Origin of the sequence: Klebsiella sp. A52 (assembly GCF_018388785.1) — a bacterium.
In the GTDB taxonomy this organism is placed as follows: Bacteria; Pseudomonadota; Gammaproteobacteria; order Enterobacterales; family Enterobacteriaceae; genus Klebsiella; species Klebsiella aerogenes.
In genome coordinates, this window is sequence record NZ_CP074437.1 from 2,294,454 (window position 1) to 2,306,750 (window position 12,297).

Here is a 12,297-nt window from a genome sequence, read left to right on the forward strand (position 1 = left end):
AAAAAACGACCCGCTGGCGTTTGAGGTAATCTTGTCAGTAAAACTTGAAATTTCAAGTAAATTGTTACCCGTTTTTTACATCGTAATTGAGGATAAGATGATGCTATGAAGGAGGGGGTGTTTTTTAACTGATTGATTTAAATCATTAAAATGTGATGTATAAATTTTAATCTCTTGAAGGGCGTCACAAAAATAAATGAAAAATATAAGTTAAAAAAATGATAAAAAAGTGTGCGAAAAACGCAGGGAGGGCAAAATAAAAGCAATAACCATTTATGGAAAATGGTTATTGGTGCAGGGGATTAGTCATCAAGGTTGTGCAGAATGAGCGCCAGCACCTGGTTCATCTTTTTTTCTTGCGCCGGGGTGATGCCCTTGAAGGCTTTAGTAAACACGGTTTCCGCTAACGCCCGGGCTTCGGCTACCTTGGCTTCACCGGCGGCGGTGAGTTCCGCTTCGGTGACCCGGCCATCGCTGACGCTAACGTGGGTCGTCAGCAGGCCGTCATCGCGCAGGCGGCCAACAATTTTGGTCACCGTCGGCATCTTGCTAACGGCATATTCGGTGATCCGCGAAATACTGGCGCGGTGGTATTGGTGCACCAGCATCAGTACGCGGAAACGGGAAAGGTCGATGTCGATTTTTTTGAGCTCGATTTCCATTAATTGGGTATAACGGGCGTAAACGTTAACCACCCAAAAAAAGGGGAACTCTTCTTTATGAAAGCGGCTTTCGTGGCTCTCTGGCGGGGTCGAAGAGTGAGTCTTATCCACAAGCATCTCCTTGCCTGACGACGATAGAATGTGCAGATGGTATGCGTATTTGCCGGTTATTGCAAAACGCAATACGCCAGCAACATAGCCTTGCGATTCAGTGGCGACGACTCTCAGCGAGTCGCAGGTAAGTCATCGTAATAAGACCTAATCGTCGGCTAGTGCTCATCCTCAAGCAGGCGCATAAACACCCGCAGCGCTTCGTCTAACTGCTGAAGTTGGGTCTCTGAAAGCCCTGCCAGCAGTTGTCGCTCATTCGCCACGTGGGTGGCAACCGCCTCATCGATCAGCGCTCGTCCCGCTGGCGTCAACGCCACCAGCATGCTGCGGGCATCCTGAGGATTCGCTAAACGAGCGATCAACCCCCGTTTTTCCAGCGCCTTAAGGCGATGGGTCATCGTGCCGGAAGTAATCATCAGCGTCGAAAAGAGCTGGGTCGGCGACAGCACGAATGGCTCGCCGGCGCGGCGCAGCGTCGCCAGCATGTCGAACTCCCAACGTACCAGCCCATGTTTAACAAACGCCGCCTCCACCTGCGGCTCCAGCAGCATGGCGCAGCGCTTGAGGCGGCCAATTGGCCCCATTGGGCTGCAATCCAGATCCGGGCGCTCGCGCTGCCATTGGGCGAGAATGCGGTCAACGGCATCCGTTGGCGGTAATTTGTCCATGCGTGCTCACTTATCTTGATATCAAGATATTTATCGATACATACTTGCTACACAATTTAACTTGATATGAAGATAAAATCATGGCCTTTTTTACTCGTCATCTGGCGGTCGATCTGCTGCTGACCGCGCTGGCTCCCGCTATCTGGGGGACCACCTATATCGTTACTTCGCAGTTCCTACCGCCGGACCGTCCTTTTATCGCCGCGCTGCTGCGGGTGTTGCCCGCCGGGATTGCGTTGTTACTGTGGAGCCGTCAGTTTCCGCAGCGCGGTGAGTGGTGGAAGCTGGTCATTACCGGAATATTAAATATCGGCGCCTTTCAGGCGTTACTGTTTATCGCCGCCTACCGGCTGCCCGGCGGGCTGGCGGCGGTGATCGGCGCGATTCAGCCGCTGCTGGTGATGCTGCTGGCCTGGTGCGTGGATCGTCAGCGTTCGCCGTGGCTGGCGGTGGTATCCGCCTGCGCCGGGATCATCGGTATGGCGATGTTGCTGCTTTCTCCGCGCACGGTGCTGGATTCGTTAGGTATTGGCGCCGCTTTTCTTGGCGCCGTCAGTATGGCGCTGGGCACCTGGCTGTCGCGGCGCTGGGCGCTATCGCTGCCGGTCGTGGCGATGACCGGCTGGCAATTGCTGATCGGCGGGATCGTGTTACTGCCCATCGCGCTGCTGGTGGATCCGCCGTTGCACAACATCACTCTATTACAGGCGGCAGGTTATGTCTGGCTGTGTGTGGCCGGGGCGATGCTGGCGTATGGTTTATGGTTTCGCGGTATCAGCCGATTGTCGCCGGTGGCGGTATCGGCAATGAGCCTGCTTAGCCCGGTGACGGCGGTACTGCTGGGATGGATTTTTCTCGGTCAGAGAATTGAGGGAATGGCGCTGGCAGGGCTGATTGTGGTGCTGGCGAGTGTGCTCTCTATTCAGCGCGCGCTGGCGAAACGTTGACGTAAAAAAGCCCCATAAAGGGGCTCGACATTGCCGTGTTTTGTTACGTGGCGGGAGCCAGACCAGCCGTCCTGAGACGACCTGTCCGGCAGCTCCCTCTGCGACCATTCGGTTATTTAGACAGTTCCGCCGTCATGTGTACCTGATTACCGGTATAGGCTTCGGTAATGTGGTAAGAGGCGCCCTGATCTTTAGCGATAGCAGCGATTTTTGCTTCTGCGTTGTCCAGGGTATCAGAGGTCACGCTCACCGGGTGAGCCGCGAAGCTTGCGAAAGAAACCAGAGACAGCATACCAGCAGCAGCAAGTAATTTTACGTTTTTCATGGTGTTTATCCTTTTAACTTTTATGGTGGAAAGCGTTGTGCTTTCGATGGGTTTATAATAAGTCTGCTAACTATAACGTACGTTGCAAAAAGTGCGATTTAGATCACATTTTTATGACGGCTGGATGACCAATGATTGACGTTTTATTAAAAATATAATTAAAAACAATTAGTTATAATTCATCGCTGATACTAATGGTTTCCTTCGCTTCGCGTTTTATCCTCGCCAAATTTGGGTTTGATATTGATTGCGTGAATGGTTTGGTCGTTTTCTGGCTTGTCACGCCGGCGATACTTCGCCCGCTGGCGAAGCATTGATTGCGAACGACGCGCTACAGTGCGGCTTTATTCGTTACTGGAGGAAAAAACCATGATTGCGGTACTCTTTGAAGCACAGGTCACGCCAGCGCAGCAGGAACGATATCTCGCGCTGGCGGCGCAATTGAAACCGCTGCTGGAGACCATCGACGGCTTTATCGCCATCGAGCGTTTTCAAAGCCTCAGTGCGCCGGGAAAGATATTGTCGCTGTCGTGGTGGCGGGACGAACAGGCGGTGACGGCCTGGAAGCGCAATATTTGTCATCAGGCGGCGCAGCGGGAAGGGCGGGAGTCTATCTTTGCTGATTATCAGATTCGCGTGGCGCAGGTACTGCGTGAATACCAGATGCAGAGTTCACGTTCTGCGTAACCAATATTAAGCGGAGGCACTATGTTGCACCCTGCGGTTGTCATTGATGATGACGAAGCGCTGGCCGTCGCGATGGCGGCGGTTGCCTCGGCGATGGCTGATCCTTCACGAGTGAAAATACTCTGCGCGCTAATGGATGGCCGGGCATGGACGGCGACTGAGCTCTCCGTCGCGGCGGATATTTCGCCATCGACTGCCAGCGCGCATCTTAGCCGGTTAGTCAGCAGTCGCTTACTGCTCTGCCTGGCGCAAGGGCGGCATCGCTACTATCGCCTGGCGGGCGGCGATGTCGCCGGATTGCTGGAAAATATGATGACCATGGCCGGAAAAAGCGCTGTGCCGTTGACTACGCGTACGCCGGGAACGCTGCGTATGGCGCGTACCTGCTACGATCATCTGGCGGGCGAGGTAGCCGTCGCCATCTATGATTTTCTGCAACAGCAAGCCTGGCTTACGGCAAATGGCGCAGCGCTTACTGCGGCGGGGAAGGCGAATTTCGCCCGCTTAGGCATAGCGTGTGATAACGGATCCCGCCGCAAAGCCTGCTGCGCCTGCCTCGACTGGAGCGAGCGCCGTTTTCATCTGGGTGGTGCCGCGGGCGCTGCCTTGTTGCAGTGGGGCGTGCAAAAAGGTTGGTTCACGCTGGTGCCCGGCTACCGCGAAGTGACAATTAGCGAACCCGGTAAGCGAGCGCTGCGTCAACATTTTGCTCTGGCGTTGTAGGCCCGGCGACGGTATGCCCGTTCAGCAGTGATTCATATTGACGATTTGCTTATGCATCACCTGCGAGCTATTCATTCCCAACTTTTTCATGATGTGAATGCGATGGCTGTGCACCGTCTTATGGTCGATATTGAGCAGCGAGGCAATTCGCTTATTGTTATTGCAGGCGATAATAAGTTCCAGTACCTGCAGCTCTCTGGCCGTCAGCTTTCGCTGCGTGCGCAAATACCGGGACTGCGGGTTTTCATCCTGCGTTCTGGTAATTGCCGAAAATGCGTCTAAGGAAGATTTTTCCGTCAGGATTAACAGGTTTTCCAGATCTATTAATTCCCGGCACAGATTGGCGATATCGCTTTTTACCATCAATACCAACAATGTACAGCGCGAGAAATGAAAGCGCAGTTTGTTGAGTAATACGACCGTATCGGCAGCGGATATATCCTTGTGGATCATATTGAGGATCACCGTCTCAGCCAGGGGCGCGACGCCCCCTTGTACGATGTCCTGATAACTGGCCTGGGTGATATCCTGGTGAATATCGCTCAGATAATCGTGAATAGATTGGCCAATGATATTGTCGTCGGTGTACAGCAAGATATTGTTCAAGGGCATTAAACTCTCTTCTTCCGCTTGGCTTCCAGAATCAAATCGATCAGCGTTTTTTCTATTTTCTTCCTGTCGTCGCTGCGGCGGAACTTAAACTGACAGGAAATCTGATAGTAGTTTTCCTGATTCTTCTCTTCGCTATCCAGCGTGACCATCGCCACGTTCTTGATAACCAGATCAACGGTGATTTCGCCATATTCCGCCAGAGACAGAATGGCGTTTTTCAACGTTGAGTTGTTGGCCAGGAATTTCAGGTTTGGACTTTGCGCAATCAGCGCGCAGCCGCCATCAGAAATATCTTTGATATCAAAAGCATAGTTTTCGCCATTTTTATGGCGGCCATGACAAAAGAAATCATTCTCATCGCGCAAACGAAATCTGGGATCTCGTCGTCTTTGTACAACCTGGATGCATTCTGGTAACGCAAATGCCACCTTATTGCTATTCTCCGCGCCGCCAGCGGAATTCTTCTGCCGCTGGGAGGTGAACTCGATCTTTCCTGAATCGCTATGCAGAATAAATTTGAATTTATTCCCCGCCGGGATTTTGCTCTCGCTGCGGATATGGAATTCAGCAAAATCGACACGCGCAATCTGAGTACTGATGCTTTTGTTATTAAAGAAAATTTCTATCTCTGTTTGCTTTCTCTGTTCCTCTCTGAAAATAGCAATGATTTCATACTTACTGGTTTTTATCGTTCCCTCTATCATGGGTAATCCTTGTTGAATCGTTACTGTGCATAGTTAATTTTTTTTACAGCAATAGCGACATACTGATTATGTTAACCAGATGTTTTTGTGAACGTTCGATGATATTGACTATCTTTGTGGCCAAATTGATTTGTATAAACGTCGAAGCCGATATTGTTTTTTTCCTGTAATCAAGAGTGTTAACAAAAACCATAGAACAATACAAACGACAACAGCCTCCCAATTAGGAGGCCTAAGAAATAACGTAACTCAATGCAATTTATAAGGTTATTGCCCGGATAAGGAATCAGCAAAACCCGATTTGTAGGATATATAGTGCCAGCAGAGATGGCCTAATTCCAGCTTAATATTAAGGGGATAACCCTTTACGACAAACGCCGTAAAGGGGGGAGTTGACGCCATCAGCCGGTGATGTTATCCAGCGTCGCCAGCGCCTCGGCGGGCAGAGAAAGCGTCGCGGCGGCGAGATTTTCCCGTAAATGCGCCACCGATGAGGTGCCCGGAATCAGCAAAATATTCGGCGAGCGCTGTAGTAGCCACGCCAGCGCCACCTGCATCGGCGTGGCGTTGAGCCCGGCGGCAACCTCGTTAAGTTCCCGCGCCTGTAGCGGCGTAAAACCACCCAGCGGGAAGAACGGCACGTAGGCGATGTTTTGCTGCGCCAGCGCGTCGATTAACGCGTCGTCACCGCGGTTAGCGATGTTGTATTGGTTTTGCACGCAGACGATGGGGGTCAGCTTCTGCGCATCGGCGACCTGTCTGGCGGTGACGTTACTCAGACCGATGTGGCGAATCAGACCGCGGGCTTTTAGTTCCAGTAAGGTCGTTAGCGGTTCTTCCAGCGAGCCTTCCACCGGGCCGTGGGTGCCGAGCATACTGCGCAAATTCACTACCTCCAGCCTCTCCAGGCCGAGGTTACGCAGGTTATCTTCGACGGCCTGGGTGAGTTCCGCCGGCGACATCGCAGGTAGCCAGTTGCCTTTCTCATCGCGGCGGGCGCTGACTTTGGTAACGATACACAAATCATCGCCATAGGGATGCAGCGCCTGACGAATCAGCTGATTGGTGATGTGCGGGCCGTAGAAATCGGAGGTATCGATATGATTCACCCCGGCGGCGACGGCTTCTTGCAGAACGCGAATGGCGGCGTCAGGATCTTTTGGCGGGCCAAATACGCCGGGGCCGGCGAGCTGCATGGCGCCGTATCCAAGCCGGTAAACCTGACGGTCGCCTAAGGTCGCGACCCCGGATAATGTTACGTTGGACATAATGACTCCCTCCGATGATAGGCAAGGAGTAAGTGTAATCCCGTCAGGGAGAGGTAATGGGCGAGAATGTTGGCAGAACGTGCGGCGACGCTGAGGGCGTCGCCGCAGGAGAGATTTAACTGAAGAACATCACCGAGACGCAGAGCAGGCCGACGATCAAGGTAATGAGATTACCCAGTGAACGATAGGGCTTGAGCGCCGGGATAATGTAGGTCGACAGCGTCGGCATGATGAACAGAATCATGGCGATAAGCGGGCCGCTGATGGCGTAAATCATCGAGATGGCGTTCGGATTGATAAAGCAGACGATGAAAGTCAGCGCCGAGACCAGCATAATCGACATGGCACGGTTAAAGGCGCGGCTCTTGCGAATACCGAGCTGGCCGAGAGACGTTTTAACGATCTCGCTGGCGCCTTCGATCACCCCAAAATAGGTGCCGAGGAACGATTTCGACATCGCGACCACCGCGACGATAATGCCGGTCACCGCCAGCCAGCCCGGCGCGCCCGGCGCCATGGAGAGCGCAGAGAGAATCGTCACCCCTTCATTACGCGCGGCTTCGATGTACGGCAGCGGAATGGACAGCAGGCAACTGAAGACAAAAAACAGCACGCTGGCGCAGATGATGGTGTAGGCCACCTTCATGATTTTTTTGCATTTACCCATGGCCAGCTCACCATATTTCTCCTGCTGATCGATAGCGAAGGTCGAAATAATCGGCGTATGGCTAAAAGCGAAAACCATCACGGGAATTGAGATCCAGATTTGGTGCCAGGTCTTTGCGTTCAGCTGCATCTGGCTGGTGAGATGTTCCGGTTGCCAACTGCCAATCAGGTAGATGGAGAGGAACAGGAAACAGCCAATCAGCGGGAAGACGAGGAATCCCATCACTTTGATGGTCATATGGCGCCCCATCAGGAAGATCAGATTCAGTACCAGCACCACGGCAAGGCTCAGCAGGGCGCGTACCCCAGGGGTCATCGCCACGTGTCTCGCCAGTTGTTCCGCCAGCGAATTAGTGATCGCCACGGCGTAGATCAGGATCACCACGAAGAAGGCGAGAAAGTACAGGCTGGTGATCAGATTGCCGACTTTTTTGCCGTAGTAATGATTGACCGCGCCGGTGATCCCTTCACCGGCAGCCACTTTGGCCGACAGGATGAATTGACACAGTGCTTTGTGCGGCCAGTAGGTTAACGGCCAGGCAACCAGAGCGGTGAGGAACAGCACGATGGCGCCGGCCGAACCGAGTTGAATCGGCAGGAATAGGGTGCCGGCGCCTACGGCAGTGCCATATAGAGCAAAACTCCATAGAGTTTCTTCTTTAGACCAAATTTTAGACATTATGCGAATTTATCAACCGTATAACCCAAAAAAAGGAGTGCAATTTACCACATTTATGAATCGTTTGCGGTGATAGTTTTCGGTGATAAATAAACCCGCGGATCGCCAAAGGGTTAGGCGATCCGCGCGATCGAGAACGTTAATTATTCGGCAGACTCTGCGGCTGGCGATACTTCAGGACGCGCACGCGCAGCGTATCCCACGCCCAGTTAAAGAACATGGTGTAGGGCAGGAAGAACAGCATAAAGCCGATTTCCAGCATAAATGCCTGCACCAGCGACACGCCGAGTACCAGCGCGACAACGGTGACGCCGATGATGATAAAGCCGCACTCAAAGCCGATGGCGTGCAGCGCGCGCACCCGCAGCGTACGCGCCAGGCGTGAAACCGGCCACAGACGGTCGAAGGCGGCGTTATAGATCAGGTTCCAGACCATCGCCATGGTGGCGAGCAAAATGGCCAAGCCGCCCATTTCGACCACCGATCGCTGCATTAACCAGGCCGCGGTCGGGGCCAGAATTAACGTGGCGAGGCCTTCAAAGCTCACCGCGTGGAGTACGCGTTCCAGTAGCGTCTTATGTTGCAGGTTATTGGTTTTCATTTTGGGATACCTCTTGTTAGTTCTGTCATCCAGATTTACCCGGCATTTTATGGAAAAATGTGATAAACAAAAGATAGATTCCATCGATAAAGTAGATAGGTTATGCACTATTCTCCCGAAGCTCTCACCGCCTTTGTAGAAGCCGCCGCCAGCGGTTCGTTCTCCGCCGCCGCCCGGAGGATGCGTAAAAGCCAATCCACCGTCAGTACCGCGATTTCGAATCTTGAAACCGACCTGGGGTTAACTCTGTTCGATCGTTCCACTCGCCAGCCGACGCTAACCGCGCAGGGCGAGCAGGTGCTGGGCTATGTGAAAGCAATACTGGCCGCCAGTTCGCGGCTGGATGAGCTCGCCAGTTCGTTATCGGGTAATACCGAACCGCGGTTGACCTTCGTCTTGTCGGATACCCTGCACCCGGATGTACTGGAGGATTTGCTGGAACAGTTCGATCGGCGTTTTCCGCATACCGAGTTTGAATGCCTGATTGGCGAAGACGAAGATGTGGTGGATCTACTGCAAAAGGAGCGTGCGCAGGTGGGGCTTATCGAAGCCAGGGACAGTTATCCGATGGAGATCGGCAGCATGCGCTTACCGTTGCAAACGGCGATGGGGATTTATGTTGCGCCGGGGCATCCGCTGGCCGGTCAGGGGCGGGTTTTCTGGGATGATCTGCACGGCTGGCGTGAACTGCGGCTTAGCACTTATCTTGAGAGCGCGCCGGATCCCTCGCGCGGTCAGGTATGGTCGGCGCCCAACTATTTGCTGCTGCTGAGTATGGCGGTGCAGGGCTTTGGCTGGTGCATTTTGCCCTGCGCGCTGGTGGAAGAGTTCGCCGGTAGCGGCAAGCTTAAAGCGTTGAATATCGCCGGCTGGCCGCGGTCGATCTCGGTGGATCTGTTATGGAACAAGCGTACGCCGCTGGGGGAAGCGGGCAGCTGGCTGCGCCAACATCTTGAAGGGCAAGGCCGCGAGTCGTGACGGCGAACTTTGTGAACCGCCTCACTTTTTTTAAACAATTGCGAAATTTTTTGATAACAATTCTCTACTATAACGGCATCTATTGATGGTTCTTTGCGCAGAAGGTAAAGGATGAAAGATGTCGTGATCGTCGGCGCGTTGCGTACGCCCATCGGCTGTTTTCAGGGAACGCTGGCGCGTCACTCGGCGGTGGAATTGGGCAGCGTGGTGGTGAAGGCGTTAGTCGAGCGGAGCGGAATCGATCCGCAGTGCATTGATGAAGTGATCCTCGGTCAGGTGCTGACCGCGGGTACCGGGCAGAATCCGGCGCGCCAGTCGGCGATCCGCGGCGGGCTGCCGAATACCGTCTCGGCGATCACCATCAACGACGTTTGCGGTTCCGGGCTGAAAGCGCTGCACCTGGCGACCCAGGCCATCCAGTGCGGCGAAGCGGATGTAGTGATTGCCGGCGGCCAGGAAAACATGAGCCGCGCGCCGCATGTGCTTACCGACAGCCGAACCGGCGCGCAGCTGGGCAATAGCCAGCTTATCGACAGCCTGGTGCATGATGGTCTGTGGGACGCTTTCAATGATTACCATATGGGCGTAACGGCGGAAAATCTGGCGCGGGAGTATGGGATCAGCCGTGAACTACAGGACGCCTGGGCGCTTAGCTCGCAGCAAAAAGCGCGGCGGGCAATAGACTCCGGGCGGTTCCGCGATGAGATCGTGCCGGTCGCCACCGAGCATAACGGCAGTAAACGGCTGGTGGATACCGACGAGCAGCCGCGGATGGACGCCAGCGCTGAGGGATTAGCCAGCCTGATGCCCACCTTCGACCAGTTAGGGTCGGTGACCGCGGGTAATGCATCGAGTATTAACGATGGCGCGGCGGCGGTGATGATGATGAGCGAGTCAAAGGCCCAGGAGCTGGGGCTGCCGATTCTGGCGCGCATTCGCGCCTTCGCCAGCGTCGGCGTCGATCCGGCGCTAATGGGTATCGCGCCGGTACATGCCACCCGGCGCTGCCTTGAGCGCGCGGGCTGGAGGCTGGATGAGGTTGACTTAATCGAAGCCAATGAAGCTTTTGCCGCCCAGGCGATTTCCGTTGGCAGAGTGCTGGAATGGGATGAACGCCGGGTTAACGTCAACGGCGGGGCCATCGCCCTTGGCCATCCGATTGGCGCGTCCGGCTGCCGGATTCTGGTTTCGCTGGTACATGAAATGATTAAGCGCGATGCGCGTAAAGGGCTCGCGACGCTGTGTATCGGCGGCGGGCAGGGCGTTGCGCTGGCGGTGGAGCGCGCATAATAGGGTTTCGCGCCGTCCCCGGCGCGAGGCCCATCATCCCCGTCGATCTTCCATTCTTCATTTTTTTACCTGATTTTCTTTCTTCGCGGTTATTTTTTAAAGATAACCTAACTCACTGTATTTATAGCTTTTGTATAGGTCACCAGCTTCTGGCTATGTGATCCGTTTTGCGTTTTTATCATTTTTAATCACAAAAAATGAAACGTTGTTTTAATTGTCGTTGAAAATGATTTTTCAGCGGTCTACTATGTGACCATTAGCAAAACGGAACTCTGTTTTATTTTTATGATGGGGACGCCCCAGGAGTTCTTCTTAGCCTCAGAACCTTGCCTGTGGTGAGCAGGCCGTGAAAGAAAGGAACCAGATATGATTCTTGATGCATTCTCTCTTCAGGGGAAAGTCGCGGTAGTGACCGGCTGCGACACCGGTTTAGGCCAGGGCATGGCGGTTGGGCTGGCGGAAGCGGGCTGCGATATCGTCGGTATTAACATCGTTGAACCGACGGAAACCATTGAGCGCGTTACCGCGCTGGGGCGTCGTTTTTTGAGCCTCACCGCCGACCTGCGGCTGATAGATGGTATTCCGCAGTTGCTTGAGCGCGCGGTGGCGGAATTTGGCCACATCGATATTCTGGTCAATAACGCGGGGCTTATCCGCCGTCAGGATGCTATCGAATTCAGCGAGAAAGACTGGGATGACGTCATGAATCTGAACATCAAAAGCGTCTTTTTCATGTCCCAGGCCGCGGCGAAGCACTTCATCGCCCAGGGTAACGGCGGCAAGATCATCAATATCGCCTCCATGCTGTCGTTCCAGGGCGGGATCCGCGTGCCGTCCTATACCGCCTCGAAAAGCGGCGTTATGGGCGTGACGCGCCTGCTGGCCAACGAATGGGCGAAGCATAATATCAATGTTAACGCCATTGCCCCCGGCTATATGGCAACCAACAATACCCAGCAGCTGCGCGCCGATGAACAGCGCAGCGCGGAAATTCTCGACCGTATCCCGGCCGGCCGCTGGGGCTTGCCGAGCGATTTAATGGGGCCGGTGGTGTTTCTCGCCTCCCGCGCATCCGATTACATTAACGGTTACACCGTGGCGGTAGATGGCGGTTGGCTGGCGCGCTAACAGACATAAGTCGAACAACCCGCCAACCGGCGGGTTGTTTTCTGAACAATAATCGTCCATATCATGAGGTTTAAATAATCCATACTCGTTAGTAATGGAAAATAAAATACTCGCCATACATCAGGGTTGTTTTGACGATCGGACAGCATTTTTTGCATAAGATAAAGTTTAATGTCCATCACAAAAACAATGCTACCAGCCGTTTTATCCATATCTTCGCCATCTCCCGCCTGACACCTTAGCCCTGC

The 12,297-nt window shown here is 53.8% G+C and carries 14 protein-coding genes; 6 read left to right on the forward strand and 8 right to left on the reverse strand.

The genetic code is table 11. The features are described from left to right. Positions 1 to 302: 302 nt before the first annotated feature. Both KGA69_RS10835 and KGA69_RS10840 read right to left on the reverse strand, forming a co-directional pair. Positions 303 to 779: a MarR family winged helix-turn-helix transcriptional regulator gene (locus KGA69_RS10835; RefSeq protein WP_045373865.1), complete on the reverse strand. Its 477-nt coding sequence runs from the start codon at positions 777 to 779 to the stop codon at positions 303 to 305. 152 nt (positions 780 to 931) lie between these two features. After that, the gene (locus tag KGA69_RS10840; RefSeq protein ID WP_047044177.1) at positions 932 to 1,441 is read right to left on the reverse strand and encodes a MarR family winged helix-turn-helix transcriptional regulator; all 510 of its coding nucleotides are present in this window, start codon (positions 1,439 to 1,441) and stop codon (positions 932 to 934) included. 80 nt (positions 1,442 to 1,521) lie between these two features. On the opposite strand from KGA69_RS10840, the gene KGA69_RS10845 reads away from it, so the two are divergent. Further along, positions 1,522 to 2,388 (forward strand): EamA family transporter, encoded by an 867-nt coding sequence (locus KGA69_RS10845; protein WP_049060019.1) that lies wholly within the window; start codon positions 1,522 to 1,524, stop codon positions 2,386 to 2,388. A 112-nt stretch (positions 2,389 to 2,500) separates the two neighbouring features. Here the strand turns inward: KGA69_RS10845 and KGA69_RS10850 are convergent, their stop codons facing one another. Continuing rightward, positions 2,501 to 2,713 carry a YdgH/BhsA/McbA-like domain containing protein gene (locus KGA69_RS10850; protein ID WP_015369896.1) on the reverse strand — a complete coding sequence of 71 codons (213 nt, stop codon included), beginning with the start codon at positions 2,711 to 2,713 and terminating at the stop codon, positions 2,501 to 2,503. A 369-nt stretch (positions 2,714 to 3,082) separates the two neighbouring features. Between KGA69_RS10850 and KGA69_RS10855 the strand changes: the two genes are divergently transcribed. Then, complete coding sequence (locus KGA69_RS10855; RefSeq protein WP_032709056.1) at positions 3,083 to 3,400, forward strand: antibiotic biosynthesis monooxygenase family protein; 318 nt, start codon at positions 3,083 to 3,085, stop codon at positions 3,398 to 3,400. A 21-nt stretch (positions 3,401 to 3,421) separates the two neighbouring features. After that, complete coding sequence (locus KGA69_RS10860) at positions 3,422 to 4,123, forward strand: ArsR/SmtB family transcription factor (RefSeq protein ID WP_045396637.1); 702 nt, start codon at positions 3,422 to 3,424, stop codon at positions 4,121 to 4,123. Between the two features lie 21 nt (positions 4,124 to 4,144). Here the strand turns inward: KGA69_RS10860 and KGA69_RS10865 are convergent, their stop codons facing one another. The 5 genes from KGA69_RS10865 to KGA69_RS10885 form a co-directional block, all read right to left on the reverse strand. Next, positions 4,145 to 4,735 carry a helix-turn-helix transcriptional regulator gene (locus KGA69_RS10865; protein WP_072251579.1) on the reverse strand — a complete coding sequence of 197 codons (591 nt, stop codon included), beginning with the start codon at positions 4,733 to 4,735 and terminating at the stop codon, positions 4,145 to 4,147. Next, complete coding sequence (locus KGA69_RS10870; RefSeq protein ID WP_045396640.1) at positions 4,735 to 5,439, reverse strand: flagellar brake protein; 705 nt, start codon at positions 5,437 to 5,439, stop codon at positions 4,735 to 4,737. Before KGA69_RS10870 ends, KGA69_RS10865 begins: the two co-directional genes overlap by 1 nt. A 401-nt stretch (positions 5,440 to 5,840) precedes the next feature. After that, positions 5,841 to 6,707, reverse strand: a complete 867-nt coding sequence (locus KGA69_RS10875) for an aldo/keto reductase family oxidoreductase (protein ID WP_047065288.1) — start codon at positions 6,705 to 6,707, stop codon at positions 5,841 to 5,843. A gap of 115 nt (positions 6,708 to 6,822) precedes the next feature. After that, positions 6,823 to 8,052, reverse strand: coding sequence for an amino acid permease (locus tag KGA69_RS10880; protein WP_015369902.1), 1,230 nt, complete (start codon positions 8,050 to 8,052; stop codon positions 6,823 to 6,825). Between the two features lie 139 nt (positions 8,053 to 8,191). Beyond that, the gene (locus KGA69_RS10885; protein WP_045396647.1) at positions 8,192 to 8,653 is read right to left on the reverse strand and encodes a multidrug/biocide efflux PACE transporter; all 462 of its coding nucleotides are present in this window, start codon (positions 8,651 to 8,653) and stop codon (positions 8,192 to 8,194) included. 102 nt (positions 8,654 to 8,755) lie between these two features. On the opposite strand from KGA69_RS10885, the gene KGA69_RS10890 reads away from it, so the two are divergent. From KGA69_RS10890 to kduD, 3 genes are all read left to right on the forward strand, one after another. Continuing rightward, positions 8,756 to 9,631 (forward strand): LysR family transcriptional regulator, encoded by an 876-nt coding sequence (locus KGA69_RS10890; RefSeq protein WP_045396649.1) that lies wholly within the window; start codon positions 8,756 to 8,758, stop codon positions 9,629 to 9,631. Between the two features lie 111 nt (positions 9,632 to 9,742). After that, positions 9,743 to 10,921, forward strand: coding sequence for an acetyl-CoA C-acetyltransferase (locus KGA69_RS10895; RefSeq protein WP_045396653.1), 1,179 nt, complete (start codon positions 9,743 to 9,745; stop codon positions 10,919 to 10,921). A 366-nt stretch (positions 10,922 to 11,287) separates the two neighbouring features. Next, entirely contained in the window at positions 11,288 to 12,049 is a 762-nt protein-coding gene (gene kduD / locus KGA69_RS10900; protein ID WP_045396657.1) for a 2-dehydro-3-deoxy-D-gluconate 5-dehydrogenase KduD, read from the forward strand. The last annotated feature ends 248 nt before the right edge of the window (positions 12,050 to 12,297 follow it).

What these genes read in the sequence shown, in the direction of transcription:
- KGA69_RS10835 (WP_045373865.1), bottom strand. Translation starts at nt 779, where the DNA reads ATGCTTGTGGATAAGACTCACTCTTCGACCCCGCCAGAGAGCCACGAA.
- KGA69_RS10840 (WP_047044177.1), bottom strand. Translation starts at nt 1,441, where the DNA reads ATGGACAAATTACCGCCAACGGATGCCGTTGACCGCATTCTCGCCCAA.
- KGA69_RS10845 (WP_049060019.1), top strand. Translation starts at nt 1,522, where the DNA reads ATGGCCTTTTTTACTCGTCATCTGGCGGTCGATCTGCTGCTGACCGCG.
- KGA69_RS10850 (WP_015369896.1), bottom strand. Translation starts at nt 2,713, where the DNA reads ATGAAAAACGTAAAATTACTTGCTGCTGCTGGTATGCTGTCTCTGGTT.
- KGA69_RS10855 (WP_032709056.1), top strand. Translation starts at nt 3,083, where the DNA reads ATGATTGCGGTACTCTTTGAAGCACAGGTCACGCCAGCGCAGCAGGAA.
- KGA69_RS10860 (WP_045396637.1), top strand. Translation starts at nt 3,422, where the DNA reads ATGTTGCACCCTGCGGTTGTCATTGATGATGACGAAGCGCTGGCCGTC.
- KGA69_RS10865 (WP_072251579.1), bottom strand. Translation starts at nt 4,735, where the DNA reads ATGCCCTTGAACAATATCTTGCTGTACACCGACGACAATATCATTGGC.
- KGA69_RS10870 (WP_045396640.1), bottom strand. Translation starts at nt 5,439, where the DNA reads ATGATAGAGGGAACGATAAAAACCAGTAAGTATGAAATCATTGCTATT.
- KGA69_RS10875 (WP_047065288.1), bottom strand. Translation starts at nt 6,707, where the DNA reads ATGTCCAACGTAACATTATCCGGGGTCGCGACCTTAGGCGACCGTCAG.
- KGA69_RS10880 (WP_015369902.1), bottom strand. Translation starts at nt 8,052, where the DNA reads ATGTCTAAAATTTGGTCTAAAGAAGAAACTCTATGGAGTTTTGCTCTA.
- KGA69_RS10885 (WP_045396647.1), bottom strand. Translation starts at nt 8,653, where the DNA reads ATGAAAACCAATAACCTGCAACATAAGACGCTACTGGAACGCGTACTC.
- KGA69_RS10890 (WP_045396649.1), top strand. Translation starts at nt 8,756, where the DNA reads ATGCACTATTCTCCCGAAGCTCTCACCGCCTTTGTAGAAGCCGCCGCC.
- KGA69_RS10895 (WP_045396653.1), top strand. Translation starts at nt 9,743, where the DNA reads ATGAAAGATGTCGTGATCGTCGGCGCGTTGCGTACGCCCATCGGCTGT.
- kduD (WP_045396657.1), top strand. Translation starts at nt 11,288, where the DNA reads ATGATTCTTGATGCATTCTCTCTTCAGGGGAAAGTCGCGGTAGTGACC.